The sequence below is a fragment of the Serratia sp. Sp408 genome (assembly GCF_057180665.1).
In genome coordinates this window covers 1,732,414-1,746,986 of the sequence record NZ_JBXUFT010000001.1, presented here as the reverse complement: position 1 = coordinate 1,746,986, position 14,573 = coordinate 1,732,414, and the positions used below count along the sequence as shown (strand labels likewise).

General features: G+C 56.3%; 13 protein-coding genes, 2 tRNA genes and 2 other RNA genes. 8 read left to right on the top strand and 9 right to left on the bottom strand.

Annotation, left to right across the window (positions count from 1 at the left end; genetic code table 11):
- Positions 1 to 8: 8 nt before the first annotated feature.
- Positions 9 to 863, top strand: coding sequence for a 3-deoxy-8-phosphooctulonate synthase (kdsA, locus tag AC2AXP_RS08235; RefSeq protein ID WP_004962026.1), 855 nt, complete (start codon positions 9 to 11; stop codon positions 861 to 863).
- A 54-nt stretch (positions 864 to 917) separates the two neighbouring features.
- Here the strand turns inward: kdsA and dauA are convergent, their stop codons facing one another.
- The 5 genes from dauA to AC2AXP_RS08210 form a co-directional block, all read right to left on the bottom strand.
- Positions 918 to 2,609 (bottom strand): C4-dicarboxylic acid transporter DauA, encoded by a 1,692-nt coding sequence (gene dauA, locus AC2AXP_RS08230; protein ID WP_004962030.1) that lies wholly within the window; start codon positions 2,607 to 2,609, stop codon positions 918 to 920.
- 522 nt (positions 2,610 to 3,131) lie between these two features.
- Positions 3,132 to 3,253: non-coding RNA, RtT sRNA (locus AC2AXP_RS08225), on the bottom strand.
- A gap of 46 nt (positions 3,254 to 3,299) precedes the next feature.
- Positions 3,300 to 3,389 (bottom strand) — tRNA-Ser (locus tag AC2AXP_RS08220).
- Between the two features lie 426 nt (positions 3,390 to 3,815).
- Positions 3,816 to 3,937, bottom strand: a non-coding RNA gene (locus AC2AXP_RS08215) — RtT sRNA.
- 46 nt (positions 3,938 to 3,983) lie between these two features.
- Positions 3,984 to 4,073: transfer RNA gene (locus tag AC2AXP_RS08210), tRNA-Ser, on the bottom strand.
- A 449-nt stretch (positions 4,074 to 4,522) separates the two neighbouring features.
- Between AC2AXP_RS08210 and AC2AXP_RS08205 the strand changes: the two genes are divergently transcribed.
- The 4 genes from AC2AXP_RS08205 (at position 4,523) to AC2AXP_RS08190 (ending at position 8,511) form a co-directional block, all read left to right on the top strand.
- Entirely contained in the window at positions 4,523 to 5,986 is a 1,464-nt protein-coding gene (locus tag AC2AXP_RS08205) for a peptide MFS transporter (RefSeq protein WP_182646444.1), read from the top strand.
- A gap of 134 nt (positions 5,987 to 6,120) precedes the next feature.
- A complete protein-coding gene (gene ghrA / locus AC2AXP_RS08200; RefSeq protein WP_004962035.1) occupies positions 6,121 to 7,062 on the top strand; it encodes a glyoxylate/hydroxypyruvate reductase GhrA in 942 nt (313 codons plus the stop codon).
- A gap of 90 nt (positions 7,063 to 7,152) precedes the next feature.
- Positions 7,153 to 7,890, top strand: a complete 738-nt coding sequence (locus tag AC2AXP_RS08195) for a phosphatase (protein ID WP_039992029.1) — start codon at positions 7,153 to 7,155, stop codon at positions 7,888 to 7,890.
- A gap of 42 nt (positions 7,891 to 7,932) precedes the next feature.
- Positions 7,933 to 8,511, top strand: a complete 579-nt coding sequence (locus tag AC2AXP_RS08190) for a TorD/DmsD family molecular chaperone (protein ID WP_004962041.1) — start codon at positions 7,933 to 7,935, stop codon at positions 8,509 to 8,511.
- Positions 8,512 to 8,549: 38 nt separating this feature from the next.
- Here the strand turns inward: AC2AXP_RS08190 and AC2AXP_RS08185 are convergent, their stop codons facing one another.
- From AC2AXP_RS08185 to AC2AXP_RS08170, 4 genes are all read right to left on the bottom strand, one after another.
- Positions 8,550 to 9,113 carry a lipoprotein gene (locus tag AC2AXP_RS08185; protein ID WP_004962044.1) on the bottom strand — a complete coding sequence of 188 codons (564 nt, stop codon included), beginning with the start codon at positions 9,111 to 9,113 and terminating at the stop codon, positions 8,550 to 8,552.
- Positions 9,114 to 9,267: 154 nt separating this feature from the next.
- Positions 9,268 to 10,911: an ABC1 kinase family protein gene (locus AC2AXP_RS08180; RefSeq protein ID WP_430299203.1), complete on the bottom strand. Its 1,644-nt coding sequence runs from the start codon at positions 10,909 to 10,911 to the stop codon at positions 9,268 to 9,270.
- 31 nt (positions 10,912 to 10,942) lie between these two features.
- Positions 10,943 to 11,590: a glutaredoxin 2 gene (gene grxB, locus AC2AXP_RS08175; protein WP_484381533.1), complete on the bottom strand. Its 648-nt coding sequence runs from the start codon at positions 11,588 to 11,590 to the stop codon at positions 10,943 to 10,945.
- Between the two features lie 126 nt (positions 11,591 to 11,716).
- Positions 11,717 to 11,962, bottom strand: a complete 246-nt coding sequence (locus AC2AXP_RS08170; protein ID WP_004962051.1) for a hypothetical protein — start codon at positions 11,960 to 11,962, stop codon at positions 11,717 to 11,719.
- Between the two features lie 393 nt (positions 11,963 to 12,355).
- Between AC2AXP_RS08170 and rimJ the strand changes: the two genes are divergently transcribed.
- From rimJ to AC2AXP_RS08155, 3 genes are read left to right on the top strand one after another with little or no spacing between them, the layout of a single operon-like run.
- On the top strand, positions 12,356 to 12,940 hold the full coding sequence (gene rimJ / locus AC2AXP_RS08165) for a ribosomal protein S5-alanine N-acetyltransferase (RefSeq protein ID WP_039992030.1): 585 nt from the start codon (positions 12,356 to 12,358) through the stop codon (positions 12,938 to 12,940).
- A 9-nt stretch (positions 12,941 to 12,949) separates the two neighbouring features.
- Positions 12,950 to 13,594, top strand: coding sequence for a DUF480 domain-containing protein (locus AC2AXP_RS08160; protein WP_198772863.1), 645 nt, complete (start codon positions 12,950 to 12,952; stop codon positions 13,592 to 13,594).
- On the top strand, positions 13,587 to 14,507 hold the full coding sequence (locus AC2AXP_RS08155) for a Gfo/Idh/MocA family protein (protein ID WP_004962062.1): 921 nt from the start codon (positions 13,587 to 13,589) through the stop codon (positions 14,505 to 14,507). Before AC2AXP_RS08160 ends, AC2AXP_RS08155 begins: the two co-directional genes overlap by 8 nt.
- The last annotated feature ends 66 nt before the right edge of the window (positions 14,508 to 14,573 follow it).

Below are 14,573 nucleotides of genomic sequence, written 5' to 3'. Positions count from 1 at the left end.
GCGTAAGCATGAAACAGAAAGTGGTTAGCATTGGCGACATCAAGGTAGCGAACGATCTGCCGTTTGTGCTGTTCGGCGGCATGAACGTGCTGGAATCACGCGATTTGGCGATGAGCATTTGCGAACACTACGTCACCGTGACGCAAAAACTGGGCATTCCCTACGTTTTCAAAGCTTCTTTTGATAAAGCCAATCGCTCTTCAATTCATTCGTACCGCGGGCCGGGTTTGGAAGAAGGGATGCGCATTTTCGAAGAGATCAAAAAAACCTTCGGCGTAAAAATCATCACCGATGTGCATGAATCAGCTCAGGCGCAGCCGGTTTCTGAAGTGGTTGATGTCATTCAGTTGCCAGCCTTCCTGGCGCGTCAGACCGATCTGGTCGAAGCGATGGCCAAAACCGGCGCGGTGATCAACGTCAAGAAGCCGCAGTTCGTCAGCCCGGGCCAGATGGGTAACATTGTCGATAAGTTCAAGGAAGGCGGCAACGATCAGGTTATTTTGTGCGATCGCGGCAGCAACTTTGGCTATGACAATCTGGTGGTCGACATGCTGGGCATCAACGTGATGAAAAATGTTACCGGCGGTCATCCGGTGATTTTCGACGTCACGCATGCCCTGCAAACCCGCGATCCGTTCGGTGCTGCTTCCGGCGGCCGTCGCGCACAGGTCGCCGAGTTGGCGCGTGCCGGCATGGCGGTTGGTCTGGCCGGTCTGTTTATCGAAGCGCACCCGGAGCCAAACAGCGCCAAATGCGACGGCCCGTCGGCGTTGCCGCTGGATAAGCTGGAGCCGTTCCTGGTGCAAATGAAAGCGATTGACGATCTGGTCAAGAGCTTCCCGGAGCTGGATACCAGCAACTGAGCCTGCCAGCCCACCGGCAGGTCAAAGCTAGCCCGACATCATGTCGGGCTTTTTTTATTGCGCATCCAGCGCTGCCAGAGCTTCAGGCAGTGTCGAATAGAACAGCAGCCGGCCGGCGATCGGTTGCACGCGCGCTCGGGCCAGCGTTTTTAACGGTTGGAAGGGAATATCGCTGACGATCAGTCGTTTTCCCTGCGGCAAGGCATCGATGAAACGTTGCAGGGCGTTTAAGCCGCCGGCATCCAGCACCGGTACGGCATCCCATTGCAGCACGATGTCCTGATAAGGTTCGCTGTCGGTCAATAAGTCGCTAAAGATGCGCTCGGCGGCGGCGAAAAACAGCGGTCCATTGACCCGCAGTACCAGACGCCCGTTATCGCGGCTCAGTTCAGTCAGTCTGGTCATGCGTGCGATACGGCGCATAAACAGCAGCGATGCCAATACGATGCCGACGGTAATGGCGATTACCATGTCAAACAGTACCGTCAGCGACATGCACAGTAGCATGACCACCACGTCGTCTTTGGGCGCACGGCGCAGCAGATACACCACCTTATGTGCTTCGCTCATATTCCAGGCCACCAGCAATAACAGCGATGCCATCGCCGCCAGCGGCAGATAGGACAGCCAGGGCGCCAGCACCAGTAATGCCAATAGCACCAGCAGGGCGTGGATGATGGCGGAAACCGGCGATGTGGCACCGGCCCGCACGTTAGCCGCCGAGCGCGCAATGGCGGCGGTAGCGGTGATGCCGCCAAAGAAGGGGGCGATGATATTACCCGCTCCCTGGCCGATCAGTTCGCTATTGGCATTGTGCTTTTTGCCCGTCATGCCATCCAGTACCACAGCGCAAAGCAGGGACTCAATGGCCCCCAGCATGGCCATGGAAAACGCCGCCGGCAGCAGGGCGGTCAGCGTCTGCCAATTTAATACCATCCGTTTGCCGTCGATTGCCGGTAGCTGCCATGGCAATACCCACTGCGGCAGAATCGGCGGTATGCCATGGCCTTGGCTACCGTCCGCCAGCAGATAGCCAAAGCGTGAGCCGATGGTGGCGACCGGATGATCAAACGCATTCAGCAATGCCATCACCGCGGTGCCGACCAGCAGCGCCGGCAGATGGCCAGGAACGCGCAGGCCAAGCTTCGGCCAGTAAATCAGCGTGAGCAGCGTGAGTGCGCCAATCAGCGTGTCGCCGATATTCAGCGTTGGCATTGCCTGTAGCAAAGCATAAATTTTACCGAGGTAATGCGCTGGCATATCGGCGATATGCAGACCGAAGAAATCGTTGATTTGTAGCGTCGCGATGGTGATGGCGATGCCGGAGGTAAAACCGAGCGTGACCGACAGCGGAATATATTCAATCAAGCGGCCAAAACGTGCCAAGCCCATCATGACCAGAAAAATCCCGGACAGCAGCGTGGCGATCAGCAGGCCAGACAAACCAAATTGTTGCGAAACCGGGTACAGAATGACCACGAAGGCGGCGGTGGGGCCGGAGACGCTGTAACGCGAACCACCGCTGATGGCGATGACGATCCCGGCGATGGCAGAGGTATACAGGCCGTATTGCGGTGGTACGCCGCTGGCAATGGCCAGCGCCATCGCCAGCGGGATGGCGATAATGCCGACGGTGACGCCGGCAATGGCGTCTTTCAGCAGGCGTTGCAAGCTATAAGGTTCTCGCCAACAGGCGTCAATCAGTGCGCTGAACGGCCGAATGCCGTTAATTTCGTGCGTTTTCATCTAAGGTGCAAACCAACTTTGAGAAAAGAAAGGAATGGCGGGCCAGATGAGGTCCGTCTCGAAAAGCTGTAACACAGCATACGCCTTCCGCTGCAGCGTTTCCTAGATATGGGTCAATGGTAAGCTGCAAAGGCGCAGCGTGTGGTTTTGTCGGGGCGTTTTTATTCACCAGAACAGTACTGTTGCGGTATGGACAGGATTGACTGCAGGCAGAAGGTGGATTTTTGCCGGTTATGAGGATGTGGTTGCGGTTAAGCGCTAAAAAGCCGTGGCGACTGTCTGGGCGTCGTGGCATTAACGCCGGACTATAAAGCAAAAAAGCCTGAACGTGAGTCCAGGCTTTCTCTTGAAATATGGCGGTGAGAGAGGGGGGGATTCGCTGCGCTCACCCTACGGGCAGCCTGCGGCTGTCCAAAACGCAATGCGTTTTGTCGAACCCAGTCGAGGGTTCTCACCCCTCTCTGTGCGGTGGGGCATATAGCAAAAAAGCCTGAACATAAGTTCAGGCTTTCTCTTGGAATATGGCGGTGAGAGAGGGGTTGATTCGCTGCGCTCACCCTACGGGCAGCCTGCGGCTGTCCAAAACGCAATGCGTTTTGTCGAACCCAGTCGAGGGTTCTCACCCCTCTCTGTGCGGTAGGGCATATAGCAAAAAAGCCTGAACATAAGTTCAGGCTTTCTCTTGGAATATGGCGGTGAGAGAGGGGTTCGAACCCTCGATACACTTTCGCGTATACACACTTTCCAGGCGTGCTCCTTCAGCCACTCAGACACCTCACCGTTTTTTGTTACGCCGAACTCGTCGGTGCAACGGGGCGCTACTATAGGGAGTGGCGGCCATTGGGTCAAGCTTATTTTATTACTTTTATCACGGCTGGCTAACTCCTGTTCGCATTGGTGGAAACTCAAGCGAAATAAGCGGTTGTGCGTCAATCCACGCGCCGTTGGCGGAGGAAATACCCGCGCAGAGGCTGGACGCGCGGTGGCAGGGCGGGAATGCAAAAAAGCCTGAACGCGAGTCCAGGCTTTCTCTTGAGATATGGCGGTGAGGGAGGGGTTGATTCGCTGCGCTCACCCTACGGGCAGCCTGCGGCTGTCCAAAACGCAATGCGTTTTGTCGAACCCGGTCGAGGGTTCTCACCGCTCCCTGTTACGGAATATAAAGCAAAAAAGCCTGAACGTGAGTCCAGGCTTTCTCTTGAAATATGGCGGTGAGGGAGGGGTTGATTCGCTGCGCTCACCCTACGGGCAGCCTGCGGCTGTCCAAAACGCAATGCGTTTTGTCGAACCCGGTCGAGGGTTCTCACCCCTCTCTGTGCGGTGGGGCATAAAGCAAAAAAGCCTGAACGTGAGTCCAGGCTTTCTCTTGGAATATGGCGGTGAGGGAGGGGTTCGAACCCTCGATACACTTTCGCGTATACACACTTTCCAGGCGTGCTCCTTCAGCCACTCAGACACCTCACCATATTGTCGTCGGCAACGCTTTGCGCTGTCGACGGGCGCTAATGTAGGAGAAACTGATTCCAGCGTCAATACCCTTGTGAGCACTCTGCGATCGTTTAGCCAAACTTGCAGCAATTTGCTGATTTCACGAACGATACGCGCTGTATTTCCTCGCTTGCCGGAGCTTGTTTTACCGTGTTTTGCGCAGGATTGTGGGTAGGCCGATATTTGAGCAATCTGAGGTTCGGTGGAGTAATTCGCCAGCATTTAATGCGATTGTTTTGCTGTTGTATGCATTAATACTGGATTATTAGTCAGATGTGTCGCTAAATGCTCGGGCTGGTGCGGCGACTTTGGCAAGGAATTTATAACGTCGCTCAGGCGGCCGTGCCGGTCGTAACGACCAGCAGGCAGGAACCGATCGATTAAATAATAATGCAGTAGAGGTTGCTTTGACTTTATCAGACTCCATTCCGGCAGCGCAGCAGCGTCATGCCATCCCTCCCGGCGCGGGCGCGCTGTTTTTTATCCAGATTTTCGCCACGCTCGGATTTGCCGTGCTGTATTCGACCCTGGTGCTGTACGCCACCAAACGATTGGGATTCAGTGAAAGCAGCGCCAATACCATGATGGGGGTGTTTGGTGCCTTCAATTACGGTCTCCACATGTTCGGCGGCTACCTCGGCGGGCGCTTCCTCAGCAATCGCAATCTGTTCGTGCTGGGAATGGTGTTGCAGGTGATTGGCTGCGCGCTGATTGCCGTTGCTGGCGTTGCGGGGCTGTACTGGGGGCTGGCGATGTTCCTCACCGGTAGTGGGCTGAATGTTACCTGCATCAATATGATGCTGACGCAAAGATTCCACCCAGAAGACGATCGCCGTGAATCGGCATTCCTGTGGAATTATGCCGGCATGAATCTTGGGTTTTTCGTCGGGTTCTCGGTTGCCGGCTATTTTCAGTTGACCGAAAATTATCGCGCGCTGTTCCTGTTCGCCACGCTGGGCAATGCGGCCGCCATTGTGGTGGCCGCTACCCGCTGGCGCATTCTGGCCGATATCAATACTCCGTTGCATGAGGCTACGCCTGGGCAATATCGCCAACGTATGCTGATCGGTCTGGTGGTACTGGTTGCCCTGGTGCCGATCATTCGGCTGATGCTGACGCACGCCGAGTTTAGCGGGCACTTTGTCATTGTGCTCGGCCTGCTGATTTTTCTGCTGCTGTGCCTGATAACATTGCGCCATTCTCCACGCGATGAGCGTCGCCGTATGCTTGCCTACCTGATTCTGGCGCTGGGTTCGCTGGTATTCTGGATGCTGTATCAGTTGGCGCCGATGGGGCTGATGCTTTTTTCCGAACACAATATCGATCTGAACGTCTATGGCATGCGGGTGGCACCGCAGTGGATTCAGAATATCAATACGCTGGTGATTGTCGTTGGCGGGCCGCTGCTGGCCTGGTGGTTCAATCGTCTGCGCGCACGCGGCTGCAGCATTGACATACCCTTGCAGTTTGCCGCCTCACTATTCTGTATCGGCCTTGGCATGCTGGTTTTGCCTTTGGGCATCAGCATGGCCGGCGGCGATGGCATGGTGGCGTTCAAATGGATTGTCATCAGCTATCTATTGCAAAGTATCGGTGAGTTGCTGATTTCGCCGATTGGTTACGCGATGATTGGCAAACTGGCGCCGCCACGTTATCAAGGGATAATGATGGGATGCTGGATGATGGTGACCGGCGTAGCGTCGGTGTTGGCGGGATATGTCTCGGGTCTGATGCCGGAAAACAGTGGCAGTACGCCATTACAGACCAACCCCGGTTACAGCCACATCTTTGGTTTGCTGGGCTGGGGGGCGGTAGCGATAGCGGTAGTACTGCTGGTATTGATCCCTTTGCTGCGCCGCCTGATTCGCCGCGAAGCCAACGCCGCCTAGTGTCGCAGTAAAGGGGACTGATTGCGTTCTACAGCCCCACTGGTCGGGGCTGTTTTCTTTTGTGCGTTTAATCCTTGCATCTGCCGCCGAATCACGGAAGTCTGGAGCAAAACGAAAACAACGGAGCAACGTCGATGAACATCATTTTCTATCATCCTTTTTTTGACGTGCAGCCATGGCTCGACGGCCTGCGGCAACGCCTGCCGCAGGCCAGCATACGTCAATGGCTACCGGGGGACGACCAGCCGGCGGACTATGCGCTGGCGTGGCAACCGCCATTCGAAATGCTGGCCAACCGGCAGCGTCTGAAGGGGATTTTTGCCCTCGGCGCCGGCGTCGACGCCATCTTGCAGCAGGAGCGGTTACGACCCGGAACGCTACCGGCTGGCGTGCCATTGGTGCGTTTGGAAGATACCGGCATGGCACAACAGATGCAGGAGTACGCGTTAAGCTATGTATTGCGCTATTTCCGGCGTTTCGATGAGTATCAACTGTTGCAGCAGCAAAAACAGTGGCAACCGTTGGCACCGCACCAGCAGGAAAACTTCACCATCGGCATTCTCGGTGCCGGGGTGTTGGGAAAAAGCGTGGCGCAAAAACTGGTGGAGTTTGGCTTCGAGGTACGTTGCTGGAGCCGCAGCGCCAAGCAGATCCCAGGCGTCACCAGTTTTGCCGGCGAAGGCCAGCGCGCGGCGTTTCTTGACGGCAGCCGACTGATTATCAATCTGTTGCCCAATACGCCGGAAACCGCCGGCGTGCTTAACCGCGAACTGTTCGCCCATCTCCTTCCGGGCGCCTATCTGATCAACCTGGCGCGTGGCGCGCATTTGGTGGAGGACGATCTGCTGGCGGCGCTGGAGCAGGGGCAGATTGCCGCAGCGACGCTGGACGTTTTTGCCCGCGAACCGTTGCCGGCTGAACATCCGTTCTGGTGTCATCCGCGTGTCACCATAACCCCGCATATTGCTGCGATTACCTTGCCGCAGCAGGCGATGGACATGATCGCAACCAATATTCAGGCGATAGAGGCCGGGCGGACGCCGAGCGGAGTGGTGGACCTGGCCCGCGGCTATTAATGCCAGCAGATGGCCGGCGTAAGCTGCTATGCTAAACAGAGACTGAGCCTGTGGCTGGTGGCAAGCACAGGCAATCAAGAAGGAGAACCAATGTATCCCGTTGATCTACATATGCATACCGTCGCCAGTACCCACGCCTACAGCACGTTGCATGATTATATTGCCGAAGCCAGGCAGAAAGGCATCAAACTGTTCGCCATTACCGATCACGGACCGGATATGGCCGATGCGCCACATTATTGGCACTTTATGAATATGCACGTATGGCCGCGCCTGGTTGACGGTGTCGGTATCCTGCGCGGTATTGAGGCCAATATCAAAAACCGCGATGGCGACATTGATTGTACCGGTCCGATGCTCACGGCCATTGACGTAATCATTGCCGGCTTCCACGAACCGGTATTCGCGCCGCAGGATCAGGCAACGCACACCCAGGCGATGATTGCCGCCATGGCGCAGGGGGATGTGCATATCATCAGCCATCCGGGAAACCCGCGTTATCCGATTGACATTGCCGAGGTGGCTGCCGCGGCGGCACGCTATAACGTCGCATTGGAGTTGAATAACTCCTCGTTTACCCACTCTCGAAAAGGTAGCGAAGCCAATTGTCGGCGTATCGCCGCTGCGGTACGTGACGCCGGCGGCTGGCTGGCGTTGGGCTCCGATTCGCACATTGCCATGTCGCTGGGCAACTTCGAGCATTGTGAGCGCATCCTTGCCGAGGTGGAATTCCCACAGGAGCGCATTCTTAACGTCAGTCCACGACGTCTGTTGAATTTTCTTGAGCAGCGTGGCAAGCCGGCGATTGCGGAATTGGCGGATTTGTGACATCGTCACGGCAAAATTTACCGTTTTGCATAAGGTTTAATCATGAATGAGTTTTCCATCGTCTGTCGCGTGTTGGGTACGCTGTTTTACCGCCAACCACAAGATCCGTTGCTGGTGCCGCTGTTTGCGCTGATTCAGGAGGGGAAGCTGCAACAGCATTGGCCGCTTGAACAAGATGAGCTGCTGACGCGTTTGCAGCAGGGCTGCGAGCCGCATTTGCTGGCCGCCGATTTTAATGCGCTGTTCGTGGGTAACGAATGCAGCGTATCGCCGTTCCGCTCGACCTATGTCGAAGGTGCGACAGAAAGTGACGTTCGGGCGTTTCTGCAACAGCGTGGCATGCCGCTGAGTGACGCACCGGCCGATCACTTCGGTTCTTTATTGTTGGCGGCCTCATGGCTGGAAGACCAGTCGCAGGAAGATGAAGCGCAGGCGCAGATTACGTTGTTTGATGAGTATCTGTTGCCGTGGTGTGGTCGTTTTCTTGGCAAGGTGGAGGCACATGCTACCAGCGGTTTTTATCGTACCCTGGCGCTGATTACACGTGATGCCTTACAGGCTATGCGTGACGAATTGGCGGAATATGAAGACAGCGATGATGACGCGCAAGACGAACAGTAAAGGGTAAAAGGCGCAGCCTGTGCTGCGCCAACGGTGGATTAGTCGGTAAAGGGAATGACCAATTGCCCTGGTTTAACTTCCAGCCCTTTCGCCAGTTTGCGCGCCATGGCTTCCGTTTTGCTGTTTTCCGGGTTCAACACGTAGGCCGGTTTCTGATCGAAATAGCTCTTCAGCGACTGATTCAGGTAAGGCGTTAACGCCTTCATTACCGTGTCCATTTTCTCGGGCTGAATTTTATAATCCGTCAGCTCCATATCCTTGAGGAAAATCGCGCCTTTCTCGCGGTCATATACCGGCTGCGCCTTTAGCGTCAGCTGCATGTCGGCTTTTTGCGGACCGAGGATGGAGGTGATATCGACTTTGGCATTACCGGTCAGCGTCACCTTGCCCGGCTCGCTGCGGCCAATCTGGCTCTGTAGCTGGGTGAGTACGATATGCGCATCCACCAGTCCTGGTACGCCAAGCTGCTTCTGGTAATCATTATGTTTTTGCAGGTAATCGTTCACTTCCTGCTCGCTGAGCGTGTATTGCGTCAGTTGATTGCAGCCGGCAATCACGCCGGCGAACACCAGGGCGGCGACGCCCATAAAAATTTTTTTCATACATGCCTCATAATACCGCCAACGGAACAACGGCAGTCAATCGATTGATTTTCATTATAAACATTCAGCTGCATTGAACCCAAGGTTTAAACGCGATGCGCAACGATAGTGCGTGTGAAACGCGAAACCGCCTATCGGATAACGCTGAAACTGTTCAGCGGCGCAGACGCAGTAGCAGTAACACCACCCCGGCGAGACACAGTAGCCCGCCGAGCGTGGGGAACAGCGGCAGTCCCCACAGGCGTAAGGTCGACTGCATCAGATACGGCGCCAGCCCAAGCGCGAACGCGGCGGTGACAATGGCAATCGCCAGAGTGACCGCCGCGCGTTCTAATGACTTGCTGAGATCGCCAATATTATTAACGCTGATATCAGCGCCGATTCGCCCGTGTTTTAACCGTTTCAGCAACAGCCGAACGGTTTGCGGCAGTTCGTCGCCGGCATCCAGCGCCTCCGCACCCAGCGCCAGCATACGTTCGCGCAACGCCTCCGGCGTATGGCGTTGCAGCATCACCTGCTGCAGCATCGGTTTTAGCGTGGCGATGATATCGAATTGCGGATCCAGTCGATGCAATACGCCATCGGCGGTGATCAATGCCTTGAACAGCAACACCAGATCCGGCGGTAACGCCAACTGATGCTCACGCGCCATAACCAGTAAATCGGTTAACGCCTTTCCCAGCGTTAGCGTGGCAGAGGCCTGCTTGTCGAGAAAGTTCTGTGCAGCCAGCTCCAGATCCAGCACATCAAGCTGATGCCCGTCTGACCAGGCGATCAGCGTATTAACGATGCCGTCGCTTTGCCGCTCGGCAATGGCCTGTAATACCCGCAGTAGCTGATTACGCCGCCGCTGGGAAAGTTGCCCGACCATGCCGAAATCGATAAAACCAACGCGGTTATCGCTGAGCGCCATCACGTTGCCGGGATGGGGATCGGCGTGATAGACGCGGTGTTCCAGCACCATACGCATAAATGCCTGCGCGCCACGCTGTGCCAACAGCGGGCCGTCGAAACCGGCATGGGCCAGTTGCTGCGGGCTTTCCGGCGCGACGCCGGGTAAAAATTCCTGAACCAATAGCCGTTTAGACGACCACTGCCAGTAAATTCGGGGTACCACCACCTCGGGGTGTGCGGCAAACTGTTGCGCGACCCGATCGCAATTATTGCCTTCGTGCGTCAGATCCAGTTCATGACTCAGGGCGGTTGCCAGTGCGCGTATCATCTGGCGTGGCCGATAGCGAGCCAGCGCCGGGCTTTGCTGTTCCACCACCTCAGCCAGGTAGGCCAGCAAGCGCAAATCGGCTTGAATAGTCTTCGCCAGCCCTGGGCGTAACACCTTGACCACCACCGCTTCGCCGCTGTGCAGCCGGGCGCGGTAAATCTGCGCCATCGACGCGGCGGCCAGCGGCTGGGTGTCAAATTCGGCAAACACCTGCTGCGGGTCGGCGCCCAGATCGGCGCGTATCTGGCCTTCCAACGCCTCCCAGGGCAGCACCGCCGCCTGGCTGTGCAGCCGGTCAAGTTCATCGGTCCAGTTTTGCTCAAGCAGGTCGGAGCGGGTCGCCAGGATCTGACCGAATTTGACGAAGGTAGGCCCCAGCGCTTCCAGTGCGGCACGCAGGCGCTCGGGCAGCGACTGCTGGCTACCGTCATCGCGACGGTTGCCGACTGCCGCGCCCAACAGGCTATTGAGCCCCAGCAGACTTACCACATCCTGCAAGCCGTAGCGGATAAGTACCGCCGAAATCTCTGCCAGTCGAGCGCGATCGCGCGCGGTAACCAACACCATTTTCAACATTTGCGCGCTACTCCATTATCGCGAATGGCGGTCAGTTTTCCATGTCCAGCAACAGCGGAACGTCGCTGCGGGCGGCCATGCGGTTACGGTACGCTTCGACGTTGTCTGGCAGCGATACGCCAGCGACGATCGACAGCGAGCGCAACAGCGGGAACAGGTGAATATCGTCTTCCGACAGTTGGCCATTTACCGCATTAGGCGCAACGATCAGCGGCGACAGGGTTTGCAGATCGCGTTCCAGGCGGCGGATCAGGTCGGCGCTGTTGGCCAGGTGGGCGCTAAAGTCGCCGATCGCCGCCTGTTTCTTATGCGTGAAGTATTCGCGGGCGCTGTCGGTGGCAAACTCTTCAAAATCCGCCTGGGCAAAGCGTGGCAACAGCAGCTCGGCGCTATAGTCGGCAACCTGTTGCAACCATTCGCCAATCGCCGGGTTGGTTTTTCCGCTCAGCAACGGCTGCCCGTCAAATTGATCGACGTAGTGCACGATATCCATGCTCTCCGGTAGATAACTGCCATCATCTTTTTGCAGAATCGGCGCCATCTTTTTGCCAATCATATTGGTGGGTGTCAGCTCGTCGTCGTTGAGTAGCGTGATCAAGCGTACCGGCAGGTTTTTCAGGCCGAATATCATGCGCGCCTTTACGCAGAATGGGCAATGGTCATAAATAAACAGTTTCATGCTTGCTCCCGGTTCTCTGGTTTTACTGCAATAGTTATCACAGCATACTGAGACTGTCGCACGAGATTCTTGTTGCAAGGTGCGTAATGTGACCTGGCCCGCGTAGAAAACCCGGGCCGTCAGCGATTATTTTTTGGCTGGAACGGCATTCAGCACTTCAATCAAGTGCAGGCGGGCCTGCTCCAAATCGATCTTGTCGCGTTCGCTGCTGGCGCTGACCAGCTGTAGCTGCTTGATCACCTCGCTTTTCAACGGCGGATCCGCGGCGAGGATGTGTGCCAGCGTTTTTTCTATCAGCGTAGATCGCGCATAAATCATGCGTAGGTTCAGAACCATGTGTTCTAACAATTGCGGTAAGTTAGTTTCGGACATGCCAACGACTCCTGGGTCATATTTTTACTATCAGAATAGCAGCTATGGTAAATTCGGCAGATTTTCTGGTGACTTAGCACCCGGCAGGGCATGAAATGATTAAAAGTGCCGCTCTGATAATGGCATTTTCTGCCGGCGGCAGCGGCAGAATAACCTGCGCTGACCGACAAAAACGGCGGAAATCGGCGTAAAGCGCCAAAAAACCGCGTGAACGGTTATTTACTGAGCGGGCGAGATTTTACCTATGGGGCAGGCTAAGGTTATATTAATCAAGGGCAAGTGCGGTTCTGCGCCGGCCAATGAAAATAGCGCGAGCAACAATTCTGGATATTGGCATTCGCATGCGCGCCCATCAACACTCTTATCAGAACCGTCCTGACCGCGGGGGAAATGATGTTCGGCTATCGCTCTGCATCACCAAAAGTACGTCTTACCACCGACCGGCTGGTTGTCCGCCTGGTTCATGAACGCGATGCCTACCGGTTGGCGGAGTATTACGCCGAAAACCGCGCGTTTCTAAAACCGTGGGAACCGGTACGGGACGACAGCCATTGCTATCCTTCCGGCTGGCAGGCGCGTCTTGGCATGATCACCGAAATGCAAAAGCAGGGCAGCGCCTACTATTTCATCCTGCTCGATCCGGATGAAACCGAGGTGCGCGGCGTGGCGAATTTCAGCAATGTGCTGCGCGGCTCGTTTCACGCCTGTTTCCTCGGCTATTCGCTCGGGGAAAAATGGCAGGGGCAAGGGCTGATGCATGAAGCATTGCAGACGGCGATCCGCTATATGCTGCGCCAGCAACGCATGCATCGCATCATGGCCAACTATATGCCGCACAACCACCGCAGCGGCGCATTGCTCACCCGGCTCGGTTTCGAACGTGAAGGCTATGCCAAGGATTATCTGCTGATCGATGGGCAGTGGCAGGATCACGTGTTGACCGCATTGACCAACAAAGAATGGCTACCGCCACGCTGAGGCCAGAAAATGAAATATCAATTAAGCGCCAAAGAAGCCCGGGTTATTGGTTGTCTGCTGGAAAAGCAGGTCACCACCCCGGATCAATATCCACTGTCTCTCAATGCCATCACGCTGGCCTGCAATCAAAAAACCAATCGCGATCCGGTGATGGATCTGACTGAAAGCGAAGTCCAGCAACTGCTCGATCTGCTGGTAAAACGGCATTTTTTACGTACGCAAAATGGCTTTGGCAATCGGGTCGTCAAATACGAGCAGCGTTTCTGCAATTCGGAGTTCGGCCAGCTTAAACTGTCCCCGGCCGAGGTGGCGGTGGTGGCCACACTGCTATTGCGCGGAGCGCAAACGCCGGGCGAATTGCGGACCCGAACCGCGCGCATGCACGATTTCAGCGACGTCGGCGAGGTTGAACAGCTGTTACAGCAGTTGACGAGCCGTGAAGACGGGCCGTTGGTGGTGCGGTTGGCACGTGAGCCGGGCAAGCGCGAAAGCCGTTTTATGCACCTGTTCAGCGGCGAGATTACACCGGTCGAGGAGGTGCAGGAAAGCGTGGATGACAGCATGCTGGGCGAACGGGTCGCGGCACTGGAAGAACAGGTGGCGCTGTTGAAACAGCAACTGCAACAACTGATGGCGCGGAGCGAAAATGAGTAAATTGCGTATTGGCATGGTCGGGCTGGGTGGGATCGCGCAAAAGGCCTATTTGCCGATCCTGAGCCAGGCGGCGGAATGGCAGCTGGTGGGCGGTTTTTCACCCAATCAGCAGAAAGCGCAGACGGTATGCGACAGCTATCGCATGCGTTGTTTTTCACGCCTGGATGCGCTGGCCGAACAGTGTGATGCGGTGTTTGTTCATAGCAGCACCGCCAGCCATTTTGCCGTGGTGCAACAGCTGTTGCAGCAGGGGGTACACGTTTATGTTGATAAGCCGTTGGCAGAAACGGTGGCGCAAGGTGAACAGCTGATCGAACTTGCCCAGGCGCGTGGCAAGACGCTGATGGTGGGTTTTAACCGCCGTTTCGCCCCGTTGTATCGCCAGTTGAAACAACAAATGCAGCAGCCGACCTCGCTGCGCATGGATAAACACCGCAGCGACAGCGTTGGGCCGCAGGATATGCGCTTTACCCTGCTGGACGACTATTTGCACGTGGTTGACACCGCGCTCTGGCTGGGCGGCGAACAGGCGGTATTGCAAAGCGGCCATTTGCAGGCCACCGCCGCCGGCGAAATGCTGTACGCCGAGCACCACTTCCAGTGTGGTGAGATGTTGATCACCACCAGTATGCACCGCCGGGCGGGCAGCCAGCGCGAAAGCGTACAGGCGGTAACCGACGGTGCGTGCTATCAGTTGCATGATATGCGTCAGTGGCTGCGAGAAGACGCCCGTGGCATCGTCGAGCAGCCGGTGCCGGGCTGGCAGTCCACCCTGGCGCAACGCGGCTTTGACGGTGCGGTGCGTCACTTTATCGAGGCGGTAGGCAACCAGAGCGTGCCGGAAACTGCCGGCGAGCAGGGGATCCGTGCCCAACGCGTTATCGAGCGCCTGCTGCGCGACGCGGCGGCGTAAGGTAATCCCATGTAACAGTTGGCGGTAGCTATTCTTTGATGGATGCGTAAACTGAAGCCACTTTAT

Bases quoted from the DNA above. Each gene is read 5' to 3' on its own strand.
- kdsA (WP_004962026.1), top strand. From the start codon at position 9: ATGAAACAGAAAGTGGTTAGCATTGGCGACATCAAGGTAGCGAACGAT.
- dauA (WP_004962030.1), bottom strand. From the start codon at position 2,609: ATGAAAACGCACGAAATTAACGGCATTCGGCCGTTCAGCGCACTGATT.
- ghrA (WP_004962035.1), top strand. From the start codon at position 6,121: ATGAACATCATTTTCTATCATCCTTTTTTTGACGTGCAGCCATGGCTC.
- AC2AXP_RS08195 (WP_039992029.1), top strand. From the start codon at position 7,153: ATGTATCCCGTTGATCTACATATGCATACCGTCGCCAGTACCCACGCC.
- AC2AXP_RS08190 (WP_004962041.1), top strand. From the start codon at position 7,933: ATGAATGAGTTTTCCATCGTCTGTCGCGTGTTGGGTACGCTGTTTTAC.
- AC2AXP_RS08185 (WP_004962044.1), bottom strand. From the start codon at position 9,113: ATGAAAAAAATTTTTATGGGCGTCGCCGCCCTGGTGTTCGCCGGCGTG.
- AC2AXP_RS08180 (WP_430299203.1), bottom strand. From the start codon at position 10,911: ATGTTGAAAATGGTGTTGGTTACCGCGCGCGATCGCGCTCGACTGGCA.
- grxB (WP_484381533.1), bottom strand. From the start codon at position 11,590: ATGAAACTGTTTATTTATGACCATTGCCCATTCTGCGTAAAGGCGCGC.
- AC2AXP_RS08170 (WP_004962051.1), bottom strand. From the start codon at position 11,962: ATGTCCGAAACTAACTTACCGCAATTGTTAGAACACATGGTTCTGAAC.
- rimJ (WP_039992030.1), top strand. From the start codon at position 12,356: ATGTTCGGCTATCGCTCTGCATCACCAAAAGTACGTCTTACCACCGAC.
- AC2AXP_RS08160 (WP_198772863.1), top strand. From the start codon at position 12,950: ATGAAATATCAATTAAGCGCCAAAGAAGCCCGGGTTATTGGTTGTCTG.
- AC2AXP_RS08155 (WP_004962062.1), top strand. From the start codon at position 13,587: ATGAGTAAATTGCGTATTGGCATGGTCGGGCTGGGTGGGATCGCGCAA.